This is a genomic window from Acidiphilium sp. PA (assembly GCF_026191915.1).
Lineage (GTDB): Bacteria > Pseudomonadota > Alphaproteobacteria > Acetobacterales > Acetobacteraceae > Acidiphilium.
This window is the reverse complement of the sequence record NZ_JAIMBY010000001.1, coordinates 397,676-416,148: the sequence shown is the minus strand read 5'-3', so window position 1 is coordinate 416,148 and position 18,473 is coordinate 397,676. Positions and strand designations below refer to the sequence as shown.

The window sequence follows — 18,473 nt, the reverse complement described above, 5'->3', positions numbered from 1 at the left end:
CACGAGCCCAGAAGAATAGAAGTTTTTTTGCTTCTTTTTTTTCAAAAAAAGAAGTGCTGTCCTCGCCTTACCTAAACGTCAGAGATCAGGCGCAAGCAGCACATCCGATCCTGCCATATCCCGCGGCACCGGTCCATCCGCGCTCGGATTGATATCGAAATCGAAAATCTCGGTCGGCAGATAGAGTGTCGCGCAGGCGTTCGGGATGTCGACCACGCCGGAGATGTGGCCGTGGACGGGGGCGGTGCCGAGGATGGCGTAGGCTTGGGCGCCGGAGTAGCCGAATTTTTTCAAATAGTTGATCGCGTTCAGGCAGGCCTGCTGGTAGGCCACGAACACGTCGAGATAATGCTGCCCGCCTTGGTCATCGACCGAGATGCCTTCGAAGATCAGGAAGTCGTTGTAGTCGGGCTTGATCGGGCTGGGTTTGAAGATCGGGTTCTTGATGCCGTATTTGGCAACGCCGCCCTTGATCAGCGAGTGGATGCCGAGGTGGATCCAGCCGGGCATTTCGATCGCACCACAGAAGGTGATTTCACCATCGCCCTGGCTGAAGTGGAGGTCGCCGACCGAGAGGCCTGCACCCTTAACGTAGACCGGGAAATAAACCCGCGCGCCGCGTGACAAATCCTTGATGTCGCAATTACCGCCGTGTTCGCGCGGCGGCACCGTGCGGGCACCGGTTGCTGCGGCGGCGTCGCGCGCTTCGCCCTTCAGGCGGCCCATATGAGCGGTGCCGGGGAATGGGGCGTTGGCCAGCGGCGGGATGCGGGTGGGGTTGGTCGCGATGAAATCGACCTCGCGCTTATTCCAGGTCGCGAGCAGGGAGGGATCGGGCAGGCAGCCGATCAGGCCGGGGTGGACCAGGCCGGCGAACCGCACGCCGGGGATGTGGCGCGAGGAGGTGAACATCCCCTTGATGTCCCAGATCGATTTCTGCGCCTGGGGGAAGTAGTCGGTCAGGAAGCCGCCGCCGTTCTTTTTGGAGAAGAAACCGTTGAAGCCCCATTCATTGCCGGGCAGGGTGCCGATGTCGAGAATATCGACCACGAGCAGGTCGCCAGGTTCGGCCCCTTCCACCGCGATCGGGCCGGACAGGAAATGGACGGTGGTAAGATCGATATCCCGCACATCGGCGGCGGATTCGTCGTTCTTGATGAAGCCGCCGGTCCAGTCATAGGTTTGCAGGATGAAATCGTCGCCCGGTTTCACCGTCGCCACCATCGGCACATCCGGGTGCCAGCGGTTGTGGATCATGTCGTTTTCGTAGGGGGATTGGCTGAGATCGACCTTGATCAACGTTTCCGTCATGGCATTCTCCTGAAAAACCGGTCAATGATATCGTCAATCGTCCGGCTTAATCGGATCGGGCTGAATACGGCGTTCGGCGTATAGGCATGCGCGACATCGCGGGCGAAGACCCGCCGAGCCTCAGGGAAGCACCGCCGCGCTATGGAAAGGGACACTCGTTTGGCTTTGCGCCAACGCATTACCGGGCCGCGTCGTTCGTATAATCAATGGGTTGCGAACGAAACGATGGAGGATTACGCGCTGCGCTTCACCGCGCTGAGTGCGCGGCGTTTCTCGGCCGGGCGCGTGGCGGATACCGCGTTCGGCGCCACCGCGTTCCTGGCGCTCGAAGCGATCGGCGGCGCGATCACGCTGCGCTACGGATTTGCCAACGCGATGCCGGCAATCCTGGCCGCCGGGCTGATCATCGCGCTCACCGCCGGCCCGATCGCGCTGGTGGCGGCGCGCGCGGGGGTCGATATCGATCTGCTGACGCGCGGCGCCGGGTTCGGCTATCTGGGCTCGACCGTCACCTCACTGATCTATGCCTCGTTCACCTTCATCTTCTTCGCGATCGAGGCCTCCATCCTGTCCGGCATGCTGGCCTATTGCCTCGGGATTCCGGAATGGCTCGGCTACATTATTTCGGCCGGCATGGTGCTGCCGATGGTCGCGTTCGGCATCACCTTCATCAGCCGGTTCCAGTGGCGCACGCGCGGATTGTGGCTCGTGCTGAACTTTTCCCCGCTGATCGCCATCATGCTGCTCGCCGCGCGCGGGCGGATCGATCTCGGGCCGTGGGTGCGGTTCGGCGCGGGGTTCCGCTGGCTCGATTTCGGGGCGGCGCTGTCGGTGATCGTGTCGCTGATCGTGCAGATCGGCGAGCAGGTCGATTACCTGCGATTTCTGCCGCCGCCGGCGCAGGGCGAGCAGGCGGCGTGGTGGCGCGCGGTGATCATCGCCGGGCCGGGTTGGGTGGTGCCGGGCATCGTGAAACTCGCGGCCGGGTCGCTGCTGGCGGTGCTGGCGGTGCGCGCGGGGGCGGCGATCAACGAAGCCGGGCAGCCGGTGATGATGTACCGGACCGCCTGGGCGATCATTCTACCGCACGGATTGGCGTTCCTGGCGATTCCGCTGACCGTGGCGCTCGTGCTGATCGCGCAATTGAAAATCAACGTGACCAACGCCTATGCCGGGTCGATCGCGTGGTCCAATTTCTTCTCGCGCCTGACCCATCGGCATCCCGGGCGGATCGTCTGGGTCTTCTTCAACGTGGCGATCGCGCTGCTGCTGATGGAACTGGGGATCTACCGCGCGATCGAGCATATTCTGGCCTTCTATGCGGTGCTCGCCTGCGCCTGGGTGGGCGCGATTTTCGGCGATCTCGCTATCGCCAAGCCGCTCGGGCTCGCCCCGGCGCGCATCGAGTTCAAGCGCGCGCATCTGTTCGACATCAATCCGGTCGGGCTGGGCGCGATGGGTTTGGCCGTGCTGCTCGGCAGTGCGGCGATCGGCGGGCTGCTCGGGCCCATGGCGCGCGCGTTCGCCCCGGTCGTGGCGCTGCTGATCGCAATCGGCGCGGCGCCGGCCATCGCGGCGCTCACCCGCGGGCGGTTCTACCTCGCGCGCAAGCCGCGCAAATCGTGGCAGGGCACGGGCGCGCGCGTGTGCGTGGTCTGCGCCAATCCGTTCGAGGGCGAGGACATGGCGCATTGTCCGGTCTATGCAGCACCCATCTGCTCGCTGTGCTGCACGCTCGAAGCGCGCTGCCATGACGCATGCAAGCCGCAGGGACGCTATGGGATGCAGCTATCCGCGGTCTTCAAAACCGCCCTGCCGGCCTCGGTCTATCGCCGCCTGTCGCCGGCGACGCTGCGGTTCGGCTTCGTGTTCGCCGTGGCCGTGCTGCTGCTTGGCGGCCTGCTCGCGGCGCTGTACGGCATCGCGGGGCCGGCCGATCCCGCCTCGTCCGCGCTGCTCGCGCGGGCGTTGTGGCGGGCGTTTCTGCTGCTGGCAATCGTGGCCGGGGTGGTCGCCTGGCTCGGTGTGCTGGCACGCGAATCCCGCCGTGCCGCGGAGGACGAGACCGCACAGCAGACCCGCCTGCTGCTGGCCGAGATCGCCGCGCACAAGCGCACCGATGCCCAGCTGGCCCGCGCGCGCGAGGCGGCGGAATCGGCCAATCTGGCCAAAAGCCGTTTCGTGGTGGGCATCAGCCATGAATTGCGCTCCCCGCTCAATGCGATCCTGGGATACGCCCAATTGCTCGAAGTCGATCCCGCGATTCCCGAAAAGCGCCGCCATGCGCTGCGGGTGATCCGGCGCTCCGGCGAGCATCTGTCCGGGCTGATCGAAGGGCTGATGGACATCGCCAAGATCGAGGCCGGGCGGATCGAGATCGAGCGGCGCGAAATCCGGCTGCACGATTTCCTAAGCCAGATCGCCGACATGTTCCGCCACCAGGCCGAGGCGCGCGGCATCGGCTTCGTGTTCGATTGTCCGCAGACATTGCCTGAAACCGTAACGACCGACCCGACGCGGCTGCGCCAGATCCTGATCAACCTGCTGTCCAACGCGATCAAATTCACCACTGCGGGCGAGGTGCGGCTCGCCGTGCGGGTACCGGGGCAGGTGGCGGAGTTCACCATCAGCGATACCGGGCCGGGCATCGCGCCGGAGCATCGGGCGCGGATTTTCGAGCCGTTCGAGCGGATTGCTCCCAAGGCGGGCGCGGCACCGCCCGGCATCGGGCTTGGACTCACCATCACCAAACTGCTGGCGCAGATTCTCGGCGGCGATATCACCGTCGCATCCGAGCCCGGCCGGGGCAGCATCTTTACCGTGCGGCTAATGCTGTCGCACCGGGCTCGTGGGGTGGCGATTGCGCCGCCGCGCCCTGCAGTGACGGGCTATGCCGGTGCGCGCAAGCGCGTGCTGGTGACCGATGACAACGCGACCCACCGGGCCTTGCTGGAGGATGCGCTGACGCCGCTGGGATTTACGGTGCTCTCCGCACCGGATAGCCGCTCCTGTCTCGATCTCGCGCAATCGACGGCGCCCGATCTGTTCATTCTCGATCTGACGATGCCGGATGGCGATGGCGTTTCGCTGGCGCATCGGCTGCGCGCGGAAGGGCATCAATCGACGCCGATGATCCTGGTCTCGGCCGATGCGGGCGAGGTGGCGCGGTTACGCGCCGGGGACTCGCCGTTCGATGCGCTGTTAGTCAAGCCGGTCGATCTGCGGCAGTTGGTTGCGGACATCGGCAGGCTGCTCGGGCTCGACTGGGAAACCGGGATGCCGGCGCCGATGGTTGCAACGGATGCCGCGCCAGCCTCGCTGCGCCTGGTGCCCTATGCCGGCGAGTTGCGCCGCCTCGCCGAAATCGGGTTCGTGCGGCCATTGCGGGAACGGATCGATGAATTGACCGCCACCGACCCCGGGGCAGCACCGGTGTTAGGCGAGCTGCGCCGCCTGCTCGATGAGTTCCGCCTGCCGGAGTTGATCGCCGCACTCGCCGACCTCGATCGGGACGCCGCATGAATTTCCGCCCCACCATCCTCGTCGTCGACGACGATCCGGCGATGCTCGGCCTGCTGACCGAAACGCTCGAGGCCGCCGGCTACAATGTGCTGGTCGCCTTGCAGGGGGAGATGGCGCTGAGCATCATCGAGCGGATCACGCCGGACGCCGTGCTGCTCGATGCGATGCTGCCGGGCATCGACGGGTTCGAGACCTGCCGGCGGATCAAGCAATTACCGGCCTGCGCGCTGGTGCCGGTGATTTTCATGACGGGTCTCGCCGAGACCAATCACGTGATCGATGGCCTGCAGGCCGGCGGGGTCGATTACGTGACCAAGCCGGTGCGGCCGGACGAGGTCGCCGCGCGGCTGAAGGTGCATCTGGCCAATGCCGGGCTCACCCGCAGCGTGCAGGCGGCGATGGATGCGGCGGGGCGGTTTCTGCTCGCGTGCGACAGGGGCGGCAAAATATTATGGAGCACCCGCCAGGCGGCGAAACTCGCGGGGCTTGGCACTGGCGAGCCCCTGCCGGCGGCGATTGCGGCGTGGCTCGCCGAGCGGATTGCCCGCGAGACCACCAGCGAGACGCAGATGCTCGATCTGGCGGACCGCGTGGTCGAGATCGCGCTGCTCGGCCAGATCGGCCCCGATGAGTTTTTGTTGCGCATCACGCAGCAGGATGTCGAGGCGGATCTCGCGCGGTTGCGCACCCATGCGGCGCTGACGCCACGCGAGGCCGAGGTGCTGTTCTGGCTGGCGCGGGGTAAATCGAACCGCGACATCGGCGCGATTTTGACGGTCAGCCCCCGTACGGTCGATAAACATCTCGAACAGATCTACGTCAAACTCGGGGTCGAAAACCGCGCCTCGGCGGTCGCGATTGCGATGCGCGCGCTCGGCTCTACGTAGCTTCACGTAGAGTAGCGCGCGATAAGCCGCATTCCGTTGCGAGGGCCATGCATGGCCAGATGATTTTACTATTTGGTAATCTCTGACCCTCGAAAGGTGCAACCATGTCGATCGTCATGCCCGACGGCGTCACCAAGCCGAAACGAAAATTCAACCGTTTTGTCAGTAATCCGGTCATCGAGGATTATTCGCTGCGCTACGCGCCCAAGAGTTTCCGAACCTGGTCGCAATATGCGGTGTTCTCGGCGGCCCTCGGCGGCATCGCGTATCTGGCGGATCAGGCGATCGGCGGATCGCTCGCGGTGCAATACGGCTTCACCAACGCCTTCTACGGCATTCTCGCGGCCGCGACGGTGATCTTTCTGACCGGCATCCCGGTTGCGTATTACTGTGCGAAATACAATGTCGACGTCGATCTGCTGACCCGCGGCGCCGGCTTCGGCTATCTCGGCTCGACCATTACCTCGGTCATCTATGCCAGTTTCACCTTCATATTCTTCGCGCTCGAAGGTTCGATCATGGCGCAGGCGTTCAACCTCTATTTCGGCATTCCCCTGCCGATCGGCTACGCCATCGGCTCGCTGATGATCATCCCCCTCGTCGCCTTCGGCATGACGCTGCTGTCGAAACTGCAGACCTGGACGCAGCCTTTGTGGTTGTTCCTGCTGTTCTCACCGCCGATCGCGGTGCTTGCGGTCGATCCGCACGCGATCAGCCAGTGGACCAGCTTCGCCGGCTCCTCGCCCTCCGGCACCGCCTTCAACCCGCTGCTGTTCGGCGCGGCCGCCGGCATCGCGTTGTCGCTGATCGCGCAGATCGGCGAACAGGCCGACTATCTCCGCTTCATGCCGGACAAGACCAAGCAGAACTCGATCGGCTGGTGGCTCGCCGTGCTCGGCGCCGGTCCGGGCTGGGTCATTCTGGGTGCGGCCAAGCAGCTTATGGGCTCTTTCTTCGCCTCGGTCGCGTTCAACCACGGCACGCCGCTCGCCAAGGCCAATGAACCGATCCAGATGTATCACGCCGGTTTCACCGCCATGTTCGGCGCCGGCATGGTCGCGATTTCGGTGGCGACATTCTTCGTCATTCTCTCGCAGATCAAGATCAACGTCACCAACGCCTATTCCGGTTCGCTGTCGTGGTCGAACTTCTTCTCGCGCCTGCTGCACGCCCATCCGGGCCGCATCGTCTACATCTTCCTCAACATCGGCATCTCGTTGACGCTGATGGAAGCCAACATGTTCAGCTTCCTCGGCAAGATCCTCGGGTTTTACTCGAACGTCGCGGTCGCCTGGATTGGTGCGGTGGTCGCCGACCTCGTGATCAACAAGCCGCTGCTGAAGCTCAGCCCGTCCTACATCGAGTTCAAGCGTGCCCATCTCTACAACTTCAACCCGGTCGGCTTCGGCGCCATGGTGATCGCTTCGATCATTTCCGTCGCGGCGTTCTTCGGGGTGTTCGGCGCCTATGGCGCGGCGTTCTCGTCCTTCATCGCACTCGGTGTCGCCTTCGTCGCCTCACCGATCATCGCGATCGCGACCAAGGGCAAATACTACATCGCCCGCGAGGCAACCTATGTGGCCGGCATCGACCACAGCACGCTCAACTGCGTGTCCTGCGGCTATGAGTACGAAAAACAGGACATGACCTCGTGCCCCTACCACGCCGGCAGCATCTGCTCGCTGTGCTGCTCGCTCGACAGTGATTGTGGCGACATGTGCAAAAAGCCGCACGCGCTGCCCGTGCTGTCGTATGGCACGCCGCCCGTAGTCTGAGCGGCCCGACGGCATAAGGGCGGGCCGGATGGCAGCATCCGGCCCGTTCACATTGCGGCACGGTTCTTGCTTGTTCCGTGACGTGACGCGACAGCAACGGAATTCACCGGACTTGTCAACTTTGGAGTGATGAATGGCGAACTTAATCAAAAGAGGCTCGGCCATCGCAGCGGCCGCCTTGTCGATCGGTCTCGCAGCGCTCACGCTGCCCTGCGCGCGGGCGGCGTTGCCGGCGGCGATGATGAAATCGAAGACCATCCGCTACTGCAGCGCGATCAACCTACCGCCGATGGAATTCATGAGCCCGCAGACCAAACCTGAAGGCGTCGATATCGACCTCGGCGATGCCCTGGCCAAAAACCTCGGGTTGAAGCCAGTGTATATCAACATGCCGTTCGCCGGATTGATCCCGGCCTTGCTCGCGGGTCATTGCGACGCGATCATTTCCCAGTTGTTCATCAAGAAATCGCGGCTGAAGGTGATCGACGAAATCCCGTATATGCTCTCGCACGAGGCGGTGCTGCTGAAACCCGGCGCGCCGAAAGTGCCGGATCTTGAGGCATTGTCGGGCAAGAAAGTGGCAACCGTAACCGGCACCACGGCGACGGTGCTCCTCGATAAGGCGAACATCGCTTTGAAGGCGGCCGGCAAGACGCCGATCGACATTGTCGCCTTTCCCGAAAACACCCAGGCCCTGCAGCAATTGCAGTTCGGCCAGGTCGCGGCTTACGGCGTGGCCTATGAGACGGCGCGCTACTACGTGCACAAGGTGCCCGGCCAGTTCGCCATGGGCGGACCGCCTTATTTCAAGATCGCGACCGGGATCGGCCTGCGCAAGAACGAAACCGCGCTCAACCAGGCGCTGTCCGCATCACTCGCCACATTGATGAAGAACGGCACCTACGCCGCGATCTTCAAGAAATGGGATCTCGGGATCGACATGCTCAAGCCAGCCGCCGGTTGAGAGGCGATGCATTTCGATTGGCCATATTTCTGGCATCAGCTGCTGCAGCCCGACGGCGCGTTCCTGCAGGGTCTATGGCTGACGATTCTGATCAGCATCGGCGGGCAGGTCATCGGTCTGGTGATCGGCCTGCCGATGGCGCTGGCGCGGCGTTCGGCCTCGGTGTTTCTGATGTGGCCTGCCCGGTTCTATATTTTTCTGATGCGCGGCACGCCGCTGCTGGTGCAGATCGTGTTCATCTACACCGGTCTCGCGGCGGCGGGGATTCTGCGGTTTCATGACATCACCGCCGGGCCATTCACCATTTCGGGCAATGTGCAGGCCGGGATTCTGGCGCTCGGGTTGAACGAGGGCGCCTATATGGCCGAGATTTTCCGCGCCGGGATCGATGCGGTGGATCGCGGCCAGACCGAGGCGGCAAAATCGCTCGGCATGGTGCCAGCACAGATCCTGCGCTTCGTCGTGTTGCCGCAGGCGCTGCGGATTATTCTGTTGCCGATCGGCAATCAGTTCAACATCATGCTGAAGAACTCGACACTGGTCAGCGTCATCGGGGTTTCCGAAATGCTGCTGGTAACTGAGACGATCAACTCCGCGACGTTTCGGACCTTCGAGCTCTATTCGGTGCTGGCGCTCTATTTTCTGGCTCTGACATCGATCTGGGGTGGGGTGATGCGCTATGTCGAATGGCGGATGGATCGCGGTTCCGCGCGCGGCGATGCGATGGTGATCGGCCCATTGCAGGGCGAGCACGCCTGATGGCCGAGGTATTGGTGCAGGCGGAGCGGGTCGAGAAATTCTTCGGCCCCAACAAGATCCTCGATGGCGTCAGCTTCACCGTGACACGCGGGGAAACCGTGGTGTTGATCGGCTCATCCGGCTCGGGCAAGACCACGCTGCTGCGCTGTATCAATCATCTGGAAAAAATCGAGGCGGGACGCATCACGGTCAACGGCTTTCTGATCGGCTATCGAGACCGGCGGGGCGTGTTGATCGAGGATCGGGAGCGCAATATCGCGCGCCAGCGCCGCGATGTCGGCATGGTGTTTCAGCGGTTTAACCTGTTCGCCAATCTGAGCGTGCTGGACAACATCATCCTCGCACCGATGCGCGTGCGCGGTGAAAGCCGGGCGGTGGCGAGCGAACGGGCGATGCGGCTGCTTGCCCGTGTCGGTCTTGCGGAAAAGGCGCGCAGCTTTCCAGCCTCGCTCTCGGGCGGCCAGCAACAACGTGTCGCGATCGCCCGCGCGCTGGCGATGGAACCAGCCGTGATGCTGTTCGACGAACCGACCAGCGCGCTCGACCCGGAAATGGTCGGCGAAGTGCTGGCCGTCATGCGTGGCCTGGCGCAGGACGGCATGACCATGATGATCGTCACCCATGAAATGGGCTTCGCGCGGCAGGTGGCCGACCGCATCATCGTGATGGACCAGGGCCGCATCGTGGAAGACGGCCCGCCCGAACGCTTGTTCAACGCTCCTGCCCATCCGAAAACCCGCGCCCTGCTCGCAACGAGGCATTGACAGGCCGAGGCAGGTTTTGATGGGTCGGTGAACAACCGGGCGGGTGCTGCCCCTGGCTTTGCTTATTCGCTTTTCAGAAACAGCAGCAGCTTGTCGATCGCTTCCTGTTTGCCGAGTCCTTCGAGCGCGCCGTATTCCGCGGCCAACCGCTCAAGGGCGGCCTCGAAGATCTGGCGCTCCGAGAAGCTCTGGTCGGGCTGACCGGCGTTGCGGTGCAGGTCGCGGACGACCTCGGCAATGGCCATCGGGTCGCCCGAATTGATTTTCGCTTCGTATTCCTGGGCCCGGCGCGACCACATGGTGCGCTTGATGCGGGCGCGGCCTTTCAGGGCGGCAAGCACCTCGTCGAACTGCTTGCGGCCGGAGAGTTTACGCAACCCGGCGGTGCGTGCCTTGTTGACCGGCACGCGCAGCGTCATGCGGTTTTCATCAAAGGTGATATGGATGAGTTCGAGCGTCTGGCCGGCGATTTCTTCGGCCGCGATGCGCTCGACCTTGCCGACGCCGTGGGTCGGGTAGACCACGTGATCGCCGGCCTTGAAGTTCTCCGCCTTGGCGATGGCGCGTTGCGGCAGCATCGGGCGCGGGCCGGGCGGCGGCATGGCATCGCGCTCGACAGCGGTTTCCTTGGCGGCAGGGGTTTCGACGGCGATCTCGTCTTCAGGTTCGGCGGCGGTTTTAGCGGCGGCTTGGGATGCGGCAGTCATGTCGGATGGGGCGCCTTTTTTTGAAATCGAACGCAACGCGGCTGGTTCGGGTGCGGGTTCAACAGATTTGGCCGGCCGGGCACGCGCCGGCGAGACCTTCGATGGGGGCGACGGTCTATCGGTCGTTTGCGTCGATTTTACGGCGCGCGTCTCCGTTGCCGCTGGTGCCTTGGCGGCCGCCTTGCGTGTGGGCTTCACCGGTTTTTCCGCGCTGACCTGGTCCTGTCTCATCATAACCCTCGTCCATGAACGGATGCGGCAACAAAAAGCCGCAGAGGGTCACCATAGTATCACAAAAACATCGAGTCGGGAACGCTGCCCCTGGGAGTGGTCAGGCGACGCCCGGTTCGGCGGAGAACAGCGCGGCCTTGCCGGGTTTGTCTTTCCACTCGTCGGCATCGTCGGGCGGAGTGCCCTTGCGGGTGATGTTCGGCCAGGTGAGGGCGAAATCGCGGTTTTTCTCGAGCCAGGCGGCCGCCTTGTCGTCGGAATCGGGCACGATCGCCTCGGCCGGGCATTCCGGTTCGCAGACGCCGCAATCGATACACTCGTCGGGATGGATGACGAGCATGTTTTCGCCGACATAAAAACAGTCGACCGGACAAACCTCGACGCAGTCCATGAACTTACATTTGATGCAGTTTTCGGTGACCACATAGGTCATCGGGCACTCCTGAGACATGAAAAAACTTAACCGCGATATGCCCCTTACATGGCATTTGCGCAAGATTAGCCGGGACCGGCTTCCTTGACCTCGTCATAGAGCTGCCGCGCTTCCTCGGCCGGCCCGCGCCGCTGGGCGAGGCTGCGGACCCGCACCACCAGCACGTCGCGCGGCAAAGCCAGGGTGAGCACGTCGCCCGGGCGCAGTTTGGCGTGGGGTTTTTCGGTCATCTGCCGATTGATCCGCACGCAACCGGCGCCGATCAACGTGGCGGCGATGGCACGGGTGCGGGCGAAGCGGGCGTGGAACAGGAATTTGTCGAGCCGCTGCCAGCTGACATCTTCGATCTGCGCCGTCTGGCGGGGATCAGGAGGCTTCACGCCGGTAGGCGGCGAGCACCGCGAAAGGATGGTCCGGGTTCGGCGCCGGCGCGGGTTCGGCGGGCGGTGCGATGACCGGCTTGCGCGGGGCGGCGATGGCGATGCGCGCCGGTTGCGGCGGGCCGAACTGGGTATCGTCCAGCAGCTCGGCGGGGATCAGCCGCAGGCCGAGGCCGCGCAGGACCGGGGCAAGCTCGTCCTGGCTGATGCCGAGGCGCGAGGCGAGGCCGGGCGGGACCGGCGCGGGGCGGCGGCGGGCGGCGTAGCGCAGGTCGGCCGCGATCCGTTCGGCGATATCGAGCCGGACCGCGCGGGGGCCGCAATCGAGCCAGCCCATGAAACTTGCGAGGCCGGCCGGCCAGTCGGGGGTGGCGATGGAGACCATGCCGGGCGCGGGCAGCGGCGGCAGCCAGCGTTTGCGCCATGCGGCCCACAGGATGGCGCGCAGCGTTGCCGGGCGGGGCTTGAGCAGGGCGGGCAGATAGAGCGCGAAGGTGCCGGCGCGCACGCCGATGCGGCGCAGTGCCGGGCGCAGCGCCGCATCGATCGGGGCGGCGGGCAGCACGCCCGCCTGTTCGGCGAGGCGGTGGACGACGCCGCGCAGGGCCGGGTTCTGCTCGGCGGCGCGCGCGGCGGCGAACAGGGGCATCAGGTCATGGGCGATGATCGCATCGACATAGCGGGCGAGGCGGGCGCGCAGGGTTTCGCGCTGGGCGCCATCGAGAAATTCGCTGTCGATGATTTCGATGGCGGGGGCGAGCAGGGCGCTGCCCTGGCGCAGCCGTGCGATCGGGGCGCCCTGCCAGGCGATCACGCCGTCGGGTTGCAGGGCGAAGGCACCGTCCGGTGCTGATTCGACCCTGGCGACCCGGCGCGGCATTTCACCGCCCAGGGCGCGGCGCGCGGCGCGCAGGACCAGGCGCTTGTCGGCACCGCCGATCGTGGCGTCCGGCTCGAAGCGGAACCCGTCGACCCGGCCGACCGGATGACCTTCGACCACCACTTCGCCGGCGCCGGTGACCGCCGAGATCAGCCCGGCGGGCTCGCCGGCATCGAGGCCGCGGGTGATGCGGGCGGCGCGGCGATCGACGAAGCGCGCCATCAGTTTTTCATGCAGCGCATCCGACAGCAGGTCTTCCGCCTCGCGGGCGCGGCCCTGCCAGACCAGGGCGTTGCGCACCCAGTCCGCCCGTGCTGCGATATAGGCCCAGATGCGCACGTCCGCGAGGCGCTGCATCAGCGTGTCGATATCGCCGTCGGTGCGGCCGAGGACCGCGATTTGCGCGGCGACCCATTCCTCGGGCAGCACGCCGTCTTCGAGCAGATGCTGAAAGACGCGGGCGCAGAGCTTGGTGTGGATATCGGTCGCGAGTTTGCGGAAATCCGGGATCTGGCAGGCGTCCCACAGCAGGCGGACGGCGCGGGGGGTGCGGGCACGGTCGCTGATAGCGCGGTCGCCGGACAGGGCGGACAGGGTCAGCAGATCGGACGCGTCGTGGCCGCGGGTGAGGCCCTGGCGGTCCGGGGCCGAAAGCAGGCTCGCGAGGAGCGCTTCGATCGAGGAGAAATCGAGGGTCGAATTGCGCCAGGCGAGTTGCTCGAGCGGTTCGAATGCATGAGCCTCGACCGCGCTGACCAGATCCTCGGTCAGGGGGCGGCAGCGGCCGGTGGTGCCGAAGGTGCCGTCGCGCATGCCGCGGCCGGCGCGGCCGGCGATTTGGGCGATTTCGGCGGCGGCGAGCGGGCGGGGGCGGTGACCGTCGAATTTCGAGAGGCCGGCGAAGGCGACGTGATCGACATCCATGTTCAGACCCATGCCGATGGCATCGGTCGCGACCAGGAAATCGACCTCCTTGTCCTGATAGAGGGCGACCTGGGCGTTGCGGGTGCGCGGGCTGAGGCGGCCCATGACGACGGCGCAGCCGCCGCGGCGTGAGCGGACCGCTTCGGCGATGGCGTACACTTCGGCGGCGGAGAAGGCGACGATCGCCGAGCGGGGCGGCAGGCGCGAGAGTTTGGTGGCACCGGTGAAGCTGAGTTGCGACAGGCGCGGTCTGGTTTCGATTTCGGCGTCCGGCACCAGGCGTTTGAGGAGTTTGCGGATGGTCTCGGCGCCGAGGAACATGGTCTCGACCATGCCGCGGGCGTTGAGCAGACGATCGGTGAAGACGTGGCCGCGATCGGCATCGGCGCAGAGCTGGATTTCATCGACAGCGATGAACTCCACCGGCCGGTCGAGCGGCATCGCCTCGACCGTGCAGGAGAACCATCTGGCATCGGGGGGGACGATTTTTTCCTCCCCGGTGATCAGGGCGACGTGGCGCGCGCCTTTGAGGCTCACCATGCGGTCGTAGTTTTCGCGGGCAAGGAGGCGCAAGGGAAAGCCGATGATCCCCGAGGAATGGCCCAGCAGACGCTCGATGGCGAGATGCGTCTTGCCCGTGTTGGTGGGGCCAAGCACCGCTTTCACACGCGGGGCGAATCCGGACATGCAGAGAGTGTGGCGATTTCTGGACGGAAAGCAAGGCCGCGGGGCCATCGGCAGAGGCGCCGGGTCTTTTTTCGGTCAACAGAAGAGGCGCGAGACTCCTGGTTAATTCTGGCTGGTGCCTGGCGCGGCACCGCCGATCGATGTCAGGGCGAGGCCGAGGCGGCGGGGGTCGTCACCCTCGCCGGCGGCCAGGGGGGATGCCGGTGCCAGCATGTGAAACGACAGGCGGATGGCGCCGTTGACGCCCTGCCAGAGCGAGATCGGCAGCGCGAGGGTCGGGGTGGGACGATCGGGCTTGCCGTAGTCGCGGCGATGGAAATCCCAGCGCGCCAGCAGGCGGCCGCCCGATCTGACCTCAACCGAGCGGACCGTATCGGGCGGCTCGGCCGAGGGGAAGTAATGATGGCACTGGAGTTTGAGCTGACCGCGCCATTCGGTGATCAGTGCAACCGGCAGGTCTAGTGTGGCGACCGGGGCGATGGTCCAGCAGCCCCAGTCTTCGGCGGCGGCCCAGCCTTCGCCCAGCAGCCCAAGGCTGCGGCTGGCGGCGGTGAAGCCGATGATGGCGGGCATCAGGCGTTCGAGCCGGGCGCGGCCGCCGAGCCAGGCATCGAGGCGGATGAGGCGGGCTTCAAGGGCTGCGCCGGAGCGGTAAAGATCGGGCGGCAGGTCGAAGCGGGGCAGCGCGCGTTCGAGGAACGCCGCGATACCGGAGGGCGCATCGGGCAGCGGGCTTGCCAGGATTGTTTTGTACAGCGTTTCGTAACGGGGGATCATGTCGTCGAGCGAGAGTTTCTGCGCGACGATGGCGGCGACCTGTTCAGCGTTGCGCGGATCGCAGGCGGCGATGGCGGCGGCGACGGCGGCGGGTGTCACCGGGTCGGGCAGGACGCGGCGGGCGAATTTACCGTCGGGGTATTCCTGGGCGTCGGCCACGCTCAGCAACCCGCCGAAGCCGAATTCGTCGCACAGAATGACCGAAGCGCCGGTTGCCGCAGCTTCGGCGGCGCTGCGCGACCAGGCGAACACGATATCGCTGGCGGCCATGCGGTCGGGCAGATCGGCGACAATGTGATCGACCGCGGGGCCGACCGCGGTCAGAGATATGCCGGCATCGGCGCACGCGGCGCGCACCGCAGCGAGCCAGGGGGCGCGGGACTTGGTGACGGCGAGGGCCGTGCGGGGCACGGCGGCAAATGTGGTGCGGCAGCAAAAGCGGCTGAGATCGACCGCGTTGGGGACCAGATGGATCTGCCCCGCCGGCGCACCTTCGACGAGCAGACGCGCGGTACAGGCCTGATCGACGCCGACATAGGCGCCGATTCGCGCATCGATAATGGGTGAATCATAGGCCATCGCGGAATCGTGGCAGACGAACACGGCCCGGCTGGTGGGAAAGCGGACCATCGCCACGGCGAGGGCGGTGTTATGGTGGCCGTGGATGAGATCCGGGGTGAAGCCGATCGCATCGATCCGGTCGGTGACGGGGACGCCGCAGGCCATGACGGTCTCGGCCAGGGCACCGAGCCTGGGGGCGTAGATCGCGACTTGATGGCCGCGCGCCAGGAGGGCCCGCGCGAGTTCGGCCGTCATGACTTCGGTGCCGGTGCGCGAGCGCAGCGCGATATTGGTGATGAGGATCGCGGTCGTGGTGATCTCCCTGCGCGGCGGGTTATGTGAAGCGTGCCGAGGTCACGAATCGGACCCCAGTCTGGCGCATTTTCGGGTTTGACGAAAGCAGACTTCGTGGGCAGCGCGAGAGCACCTGCCGCTGGTTCTTATTGTTTCGATATCGTAACTAAATGGGCATGCATCAGCCCCGTGGGCCTTTGCGCCACATTTTTTTGGCGTCGAACGAGGGCACGAAGGGGTGGTGCCAGGGCGGGACGGGTGGTGGGGGTGGGCCGAGGATGTCGCGGAGTTGTTCGGGGGTGAAGTCGATACTGCCGTCGGGGTTGACTTTGTATTGGGCCATGAAGTCGGGCTGGCGCCTGGGGCGGGGGCGTTTGGGGCGGGGGGTGGCGGGGTTTGTGGGTTCGCTCCGGGGTTTTCTGGGGCGTTTGATGATTTGGGAGGGACGCAGGCCGAGCATGGTGTGGAGGGGGCGGAGGATGCGGCCGAGGCTGGGGTGGGTGGCCAGCAGCTCCAGCACGATGGGGTCTTCCATGAAGAGCTGGAGATCGGCGCGGGCGGCGGCACCGGCGACTACGGTGGCGGGGCCGTTGGGCAGCAGGCGGATCAGCCAGGCGAAGCCGCGCGGCAGGGTGAGGGGTGGTTTGGGATTGGGGATGGCGGTGGCGGGTTCGCGCTCGACCGTTCCCGACGCGGGAGCGCGGGTGCGGGTGCGCGGGGATTGGGGTGGGCCGGATGCGATGCGGGCGAAGCGGGCGATCTGGCGGGCGAGGTAGTTCCAGATCAGGACGATGAGCGGGCCGTGGATTTTGAGGCGGTAGCCGTTGTCCGCGACCGAGCGCTGCAGGGCACGGAAAATCACCGTGAAGCGCTCGGTCGGATCGGCAGGCATGAACGGCGCGTTTGCGATCATGACCGTACGTAAACCATGGTCGGTGGGGGGTGAGAAAGGGGTTTGTTAGGGGGATTGTTAGATTCTTGGTCTTGGGGTTGGATGGTCAGGCGAACAGGTGCGGGACCAGGACCGTGGCGGCGAAGGTGAGGCCGCTGGCGACGAGGAAGAGGGTGACGCCGATGCCGGCGATGTTGCCGAGGCGGCCGTTGCGGTGCTCGCCCATGATTTCGGCATCGTTGGCGATGACGATGAGGAACAGCAGGGCGGGGGGCATGGCGAGGGTTGCGACGACGTTGACCAGGATGACGATGTCTTCGAGCGGGGCGCCGGGGATCAGGGTCAGGCCGCCGGCGGCGCAGGCGGAGCCGAGCAGGACGGCGTAGAAGCGCCAGCCGTCGCGCAGGGGCGCGTTGAGACTATGGGCGGTGCCGGTGACTTCGCCGAACGCATAGGCCGATGAGGTGGATATCGCGATCGCGGCGACCAGCCCGGCCTCGAAAATGCCGATCGCGAACAGGGAGGCGCCGAGGCGGCCGATCAGGGGTTGCAGGGCCTCGGCGAACTGGGCGGTCTGGAAATTGGCCGCGCTGATGCCGTGCGCGAACAGGGGCGCGGTGGCGACGACGGCCGCGATGGCGAAGGTTGCGGCGAGGAGCGTGCCGATCAATGTATCGATCCGCGCGCCGGACAGTTCGGTCGATGTCAGTCCTTTGTCGGCCACGGCGCCTTGCTGGAAAAACAGCATCCAGGGTGTGACGGTGGCGCCGATGTCGGCGATCATCAAAGTGATCGTGCCGGGTTTCAGGCCGCCGGGCAGCGGGCTCCAGGTGAGCATGGCGTGGCCGATCGCCGCGGCATCGGGGTGGGCGAGCAGGGCGACGGGGAGAAAGATGGCGTTGCCGAGGGCGAGCGCCATCGCGAAACGCTCCCAGGTGCGGTAGCGCGAGGTCGAGATGGCGAGGCCGATCACCAGGATGCTGCCGCCGACCGCAACGGCGGGGGGGACGCCGAAATAGCCGAGGCCGGCGCGGATGCCGATGAATTCGGTGACGAGGGTCAGGAAATTGCCGGCCGAGAGATCGAGCATCGCAAAGCCGCCCCAGAACCGGCCGAACCGGGCGAAGATGAGCTCGGCATGGCCCTGGCCGGTGGCCGCACCGATGCGGGCGACCATTTCCTGCACCACAAACCCGATCGCAAAGGTGAAGAGGATGAAGGGCAGGAAGAAGCCGATGCCGAATTGCGCGCCGGTGGCGGCGTAGGACAGCATGCTCGGGGCATCGTTCTCACCGAGGAAGGTGATGACGCCGGGGCCGACCAGGAGCAGCAGGACGCGGGCGCCGAACCAGCGGGAGGTGTGGCCGCGGGCGCGCAGGATGGTCTGGCGGTCGGCCGCGCGATCGAAATCCTCGTGCGAGGGGGTGGTGGGCGCGGCCTTGTCGGCGCCGGTCATTGCAGGAGGCGCGCGAGGGCGATGGCGACGACTACCAGCATGAGCACGACGTAGAGGCGCAGGGACCAGAGCAGCAGCCGCAGGCGGGGTGAGATCGTGCTGCGCTGCCAGGCCATGGTGCGGCGGGCGGCGTAAAATGCGGCATCCTGGTGAACGGTCTGTTCGTCGTTCAGGAGGGTATTAATTGTTGCCATGGCTACATGATAAAGTTATAGGTCTAACAAAGTCAACAGCGGCGGCCGGGACGCGGCGGCCGGGACGCGGCGGAC

The 18,473-nt window shown here is 65.5% G+C and carries 15 protein-coding genes; 6 read left to right on the top strand and 9 right to left on the bottom strand.

Translation table 11 applies throughout. The annotated features are described in order from the left end of the window. Positions 1-78: 78 nt before the first annotated feature. The gene (gene fmdA, locus AruPA_RS01945; protein ID WP_265634593.1) at positions 79-1,311 is read right to left on the bottom strand and encodes a formamidase; all 1,233 of its coding nucleotides are present in this window, start codon (positions 1,309-1,311) and stop codon (positions 79-81) included. 225 nt (positions 1,312-1,536) lie between these two features. Here fmdA and AruPA_RS01940 point away from each other — a divergent pair, with 225 nt between their 5' ends. The 6 genes from AruPA_RS01940 (at position 1,537) to AruPA_RS01915 (ending at position 9,982) form a co-directional block, all read left to right on the top strand. Next, the gene (locus AruPA_RS01940; protein WP_265634591.1) at positions 1,537-4,833 is read left to right on the top strand and encodes an ATP-binding protein; all 3,297 of its coding nucleotides are present in this window, start codon (positions 1,537-1,539) and stop codon (positions 4,831-4,833) included. Then, positions 4,830-5,720, top strand: coding sequence for a response regulator (locus tag AruPA_RS01935; RefSeq protein WP_265634590.1), 891 nt, complete (start codon positions 4,830-4,832; stop codon positions 5,718-5,720). The genes AruPA_RS01940 and AruPA_RS01935 overlap by 4 nt, the downstream gene beginning before the upstream one ends. 104 nt (positions 5,721-5,824) lie before the next feature. Further along, positions 5,825-7,495, top strand: coding sequence for a cytosine permease (locus AruPA_RS01930; RefSeq protein ID WP_265634589.1), 1,671 nt, complete (start codon positions 5,825-5,827; stop codon positions 7,493-7,495). Positions 7,496-7,628: 133 nt separating this feature from the next. Then, on the top strand, positions 7,629-8,459 hold the full coding sequence (locus AruPA_RS01925) for an ABC transporter substrate-binding protein (protein WP_265634588.1): 831 nt from the start codon (positions 7,629-7,631) through the stop codon (positions 8,457-8,459). A gap of 6 nt (positions 8,460-8,465) precedes the next feature. Then, positions 8,466-9,218, top strand: coding sequence for an amino acid ABC transporter permease (locus tag AruPA_RS01920; protein WP_265634586.1), 753 nt, complete (start codon positions 8,466-8,468; stop codon positions 9,216-9,218). Beyond that, positions 9,218-9,982, top strand: a complete 765-nt coding sequence (locus AruPA_RS01915) for an amino acid ABC transporter ATP-binding protein (protein ID WP_265634585.1) — start codon at positions 9,218-9,220, stop codon at positions 9,980-9,982. Before AruPA_RS01920 ends, AruPA_RS01915 begins: the two co-directional genes overlap by 1 nt. Positions 9,983-10,044: 62 nt before the next feature. Here AruPA_RS01915 and AruPA_RS01910 read toward each other — a convergent pair whose 3' ends face one another. From AruPA_RS01910 to AruPA_RS01875, 8 genes are all read right to left on the bottom strand, one after another. Further along, entirely contained in the window at positions 10,045-10,689 is a 645-nt protein-coding gene (locus AruPA_RS01910; protein WP_265634583.1) for a CarD family transcriptional regulator, read from the bottom strand. A gap of 331 nt (positions 10,690-11,020) precedes the next feature. Then, positions 11,021-11,353, bottom strand: coding sequence for a ferredoxin FdxA (fdxA, locus tag AruPA_RS01905; protein WP_265634582.1), 333 nt, complete (start codon positions 11,351-11,353; stop codon positions 11,021-11,023). A 65-nt stretch (positions 11,354-11,418) separates the two neighbouring features. Then, positions 11,419-11,733 carry an RNA-binding S4 domain-containing protein gene (locus AruPA_RS01900; protein WP_265634580.1) on the bottom strand — a complete coding sequence of 105 codons (315 nt, stop codon included), beginning with the start codon at positions 11,731-11,733 and terminating at the stop codon, positions 11,419-11,421. Continuing rightward, positions 11,720-14,224: a helicase-related protein gene (locus tag AruPA_RS01895; protein WP_265634577.1), complete on the bottom strand. Its 2,505-nt coding sequence runs from the start codon at positions 14,222-14,224 to the stop codon at positions 11,720-11,722. Before AruPA_RS01895 ends, AruPA_RS01900 begins: the two co-directional genes overlap by 14 nt. A gap of 102 nt (positions 14,225-14,326) precedes the next feature. Then, positions 14,327-15,817 carry a glycosyltransferase family 4 protein gene (locus AruPA_RS01890; RefSeq protein WP_265634576.1) on the bottom strand — a complete coding sequence of 497 codons (1,491 nt, stop codon included), beginning with the start codon at positions 15,815-15,817 and terminating at the stop codon, positions 14,327-14,329. Between the two features lie 220 nt (positions 15,818-16,037). Further along, positions 16,038-16,769: a hypothetical protein gene (locus AruPA_RS01885; protein WP_265634575.1), complete on the bottom strand. Its 732-nt coding sequence runs from the start codon at positions 16,767-16,769 to the stop codon at positions 16,038-16,040. Positions 16,770-16,854: 85 nt separating this feature from the next. After that, positions 16,855-18,204: an NRAMP family divalent metal transporter gene (locus AruPA_RS01880; protein WP_265634573.1), complete on the bottom strand. Its 1,350-nt coding sequence runs from the start codon at positions 18,202-18,204 to the stop codon at positions 16,855-16,857. Further along, positions 18,201-18,398 (bottom strand): hypothetical protein, encoded by a 198-nt coding sequence (locus tag AruPA_RS01875; protein ID WP_265634572.1) that lies wholly within the window; start codon positions 18,396-18,398, stop codon positions 18,201-18,203. Before AruPA_RS01875 ends, AruPA_RS01880 begins: the two co-directional genes overlap by 4 nt. Positions 18,399-18,473 lie beyond the last annotated feature (75 nt).

Excerpts from the sequence above, each read along its gene's own strand:
- fmdA (WP_265634593.1), bottom strand. The coding sequence starts at position 1,311 with ATGACGGAAACGTTGATCAAGGTCGATCTCAGCCAATCCCCCTACGAA.
- AruPA_RS01940 (WP_265634591.1), top strand. The coding sequence starts at position 1,537 with ATGGAGGATTACGCGCTGCGCTTCACCGCGCTGAGTGCGCGGCGTTTC.
- AruPA_RS01935 (WP_265634590.1), top strand. The coding sequence starts at position 4,830 with ATGAATTTCCGCCCCACCATCCTCGTCGTCGACGACGATCCGGCGATG.
- AruPA_RS01930 (WP_265634589.1), top strand. The coding sequence starts at position 5,825 with ATGTCGATCGTCATGCCCGACGGCGTCACCAAGCCGAAACGAAAATTC.
- AruPA_RS01925 (WP_265634588.1), top strand. The coding sequence starts at position 7,629 with ATGGCGAACTTAATCAAAAGAGGCTCGGCCATCGCAGCGGCCGCCTTG.
- AruPA_RS01920 (WP_265634586.1), top strand. The coding sequence starts at position 8,466 with ATGCATTTCGATTGGCCATATTTCTGGCATCAGCTGCTGCAGCCCGAC.
- AruPA_RS01915 (WP_265634585.1), top strand. The coding sequence starts at position 9,218 with ATGGCCGAGGTATTGGTGCAGGCGGAGCGGGTCGAGAAATTCTTCGGC.
- AruPA_RS01910 (WP_265634583.1), bottom strand. The coding sequence starts at position 10,689 with ATGACTGCCGCATCCCAAGCCGCCGCTAAAACCGCCGCCGAACCTGAA.
- fdxA (WP_265634582.1), bottom strand. The coding sequence starts at position 11,353 with ATGACCTATGTGGTCACCGAAAACTGCATCAAATGTAAGTTCATGGAC.
- AruPA_RS01895 (WP_265634577.1), bottom strand. The coding sequence starts at position 14,224 with ATGTCCGGATTCGCCCCGCGTGTGAAAGCGGTGCTTGGCCCCACCAAC.
- AruPA_RS01890 (WP_265634576.1), bottom strand. The coding sequence starts at position 15,817 with ATGACGGCCGAACTCGCGCGGGCCCTCCTGGCGCGCGGCCATCAAGTC.
- AruPA_RS01885 (WP_265634575.1), bottom strand. The coding sequence starts at position 16,769 with ATGATCGCAAACGCGCCGTTCATGCCTGCCGATCCGACCGAGCGCTTC.
- AruPA_RS01880 (WP_265634573.1), bottom strand. The coding sequence starts at position 18,204 with ATGACCGGCGCCGACAAGGCCGCGCCCACCACCCCCTCGCACGAGGAT.
- AruPA_RS01875 (WP_265634572.1), bottom strand. The coding sequence starts at position 18,398 with ATGGCAACAATTAATACCCTCCTGAACGACGAACAGACCGTTCACCAG.